Source organism: Curtobacterium flaccumfaciens, from assembly GCF_051548005.1.
Classification (GTDB): Bacteria; Actinomycetota; Actinomycetes; order Actinomycetales; family Microbacteriaceae; genus Curtobacterium.
In genome coordinates, this window is the sequence record NZ_JBPUGH010000251.1 from 1 (window position 1) to 2,050 (window position 2,050).

The 2,050-nt window shown below is 70.7% G+C and carries 2 protein-coding genes; one reads left to right on the forward strand and one right to left on the reverse strand.

The genetic code is table 11. The annotated features are described in order from the left end of the window. Positions 1 to 25 precede the first annotated feature (25 nt). On the reverse strand, positions 26 to 1,144 hold the full coding sequence (locus ACSW7Y_RS17055) for a polyprenyl synthetase family protein (RefSeq protein WP_438127412.1): 1,119 nt from the start codon (positions 1,142 to 1,144) through the stop codon (positions 26 to 28). 83 nt (positions 1,145 to 1,227) lie between these two features. Between ACSW7Y_RS17055 and ACSW7Y_RS17060 the strand changes: the two genes are divergently transcribed. Then, a complete protein-coding gene (locus ACSW7Y_RS17060) occupies positions 1,228 to 1,620 on the forward strand; it encodes a DUF3040 domain-containing protein (RefSeq protein WP_438127413.1) in 393 nt (130 codons plus the stop codon). The last annotated feature ends 430 nt before the right edge of the window (positions 1,621 to 2,050 follow it).

Below are 2,050 nucleotides of genomic sequence, written 5' to 3' on the forward strand. Positions count from 1 at the left end.
CCTCCAGGCCGTCCATCGGTTGCGTCTACGCGGTGCGGCGTGTGACCGTGTCGGCCAACGACGCGAGCTGCTCACGCGCCGACGGCGTGAGCGGTGCCGCGTCGAGCGCGGCCTTCGCGCGCTGCACGTGCCGGTCGATCGAGCGCTCGACCGCTGCGACCGCGCCCGAGTCCGTGAGGGTCGCGCGGAGCATCTGCACCTGGCCCTCGTCGAGGTCCGGGTCGCCGAGGAGTTCGTCGAGGAGCTGGCGGGGGCCGGGGGACAGCGTCTTGCGGGCGCTCGCGATGAGGACCGTGCGCTTGCCCTCGCGGAGGTCGTCGCCCGCGGGCTTGCCGGTGACCTCGGGGTCGCCGAAGACGCCGAGCATGTCGTCGCGCAGCTGGTACGCCACGCCGAGGGGGAGCCCGAAGGACCGGAGCCCCTCGAGCTGCGACTCGCTCGCCCCGGCGACGAGTGCACCGATGACGAGGGGGGCCTCGACCGAGTACTTCGCCGACTTGAAGACGATGACGCGCTGGGCCCGGAGCAGGTGCTCGCTCTCGTCGATCGCCGGCCACGCGGTCTCCTCGTGCACGTCGAGGTACTGCCCCGCCGTGACGTCGAGCCGCATCGCGTGGAACTCCTGGCGGACGATCCGGGCGCGGGCGGGGTCCAGGAGCGCGAGGCCCTCGTCGAAGACCGCGTCGCTCAGGGAGAGCAGCAGGTCGCCGAGGAGCAGCGCCGAGTTCGTGCCGTACTGCGCGCGGTCACCGGTGAAGCCCGAGTCGCGGTGGAGCGCCTCGAACCGGCGGTGCACCGCGGGGAGGCCGCGTCGGGTGTCCGAGCGGTCCATGATGTCGTCGTGCACGAGTGCCGCGGCGTGGAACACCTCGAGCGCTGCGGCGACGGTGACGACCGCCTCGGCCGTGGTCTGGCGGGAGCCCTCGGCGAGGGGGTCGAACGACCCGGACCGGCCCGCGACGGACTGCCAGCCCCAGTAGCAGAAGAGGGCACGGAAGCGCTTGCCGCCCGACAGGAGGTCCCGCGCGTACTCGTCGAACGGAGCGAGGTCGGGGCTGATCGCGAGGAGCCGTCCACGCTGCTCGTCCAGGGCCCGTTCGATCCGTGCGGAAACGAGGTCCACTAATCGCGTACTCTCAGCCACACTCCCTACCCTAGTGGAGTGGTCGAGACGTAGAATCGGCCAACCAAAACCTTGCGTCGATCCCAGGAACAGAGGGAACACAGATGCCACTCTCGGAGCAAGAGCAGCGCCTCCTCGAAGAGATGGAGCGCAGTCTCTATCAGAACGACTCCGACTTCGTCGCGCGCGTCACGCGGCGCCAGGGTCGCCCGACCTACACGTCGATCGCGCTCGGGGTGCTCGGTGCACTCGCGGGCGTGGCCGTCGTCATCGTCGGACTCGTCCTCCGCCAGCCGCTCGTCGGGATCCTCGGGTTCGTGATCATGCTCGCCGGTGTGTTGTTCGCACTGCGCCCCGGCATGCGGGTTCCCAAGTCGAAGCCCGGCCGGACGCCGAAGTCCGGTGGTTCGTCGGGGTCGAAGTCGTCGTCGTCGGGCGGGTCCTTCATGGACCGCATGAACGAGCGCTGGGACAAGCGCAACGAGCAGGGGCAGTAGCTCCACCGCTCCTCCACGATCCTCCACGGGGTCGGTCCTCCGGGACCGGCCCCGTTTCGTGTGTCCAGGGGCTGGCGCTGGGCGGTGGGCGCTGGGCGCTGGGCCGAGGTTCCGGAATTCGGGCCTGTCGAACGTGCGTGGCTCGGTGAGTGGAACCTCGGCGTTCGTCACGCGGCGAGTCATGGAACCTCGCTGACGGGCGGGATGCCGGGGTACACGGGGCGTCGGCTTCCGCGGTCATGACTCCCCGCGTGCGCGTCGTCGAGTGGGCGCGAAGTGTCGCTCGCGGCGTTCCGGAGCGTCCGTTCGTGACCGGACGACGTCGACCGTGCGGGGAGTCGTGACCAGCCGACGTGGACCAAGCGGGCGCACGAGGTGCGGCGTACGGGGCGCGTGGTCGCACGACGTGTCGCCGTGGTCGAGGGAAGTG

Excerpts from the sequence above, each read along its gene's own strand:
- ACSW7Y_RS17060 (WP_438127413.1), top strand. The coding sequence starts at position 1,228 with ATGCCACTCTCGGAGCAAGAGCAGCGCCTCCTCGAAGAGATGGAGCGC.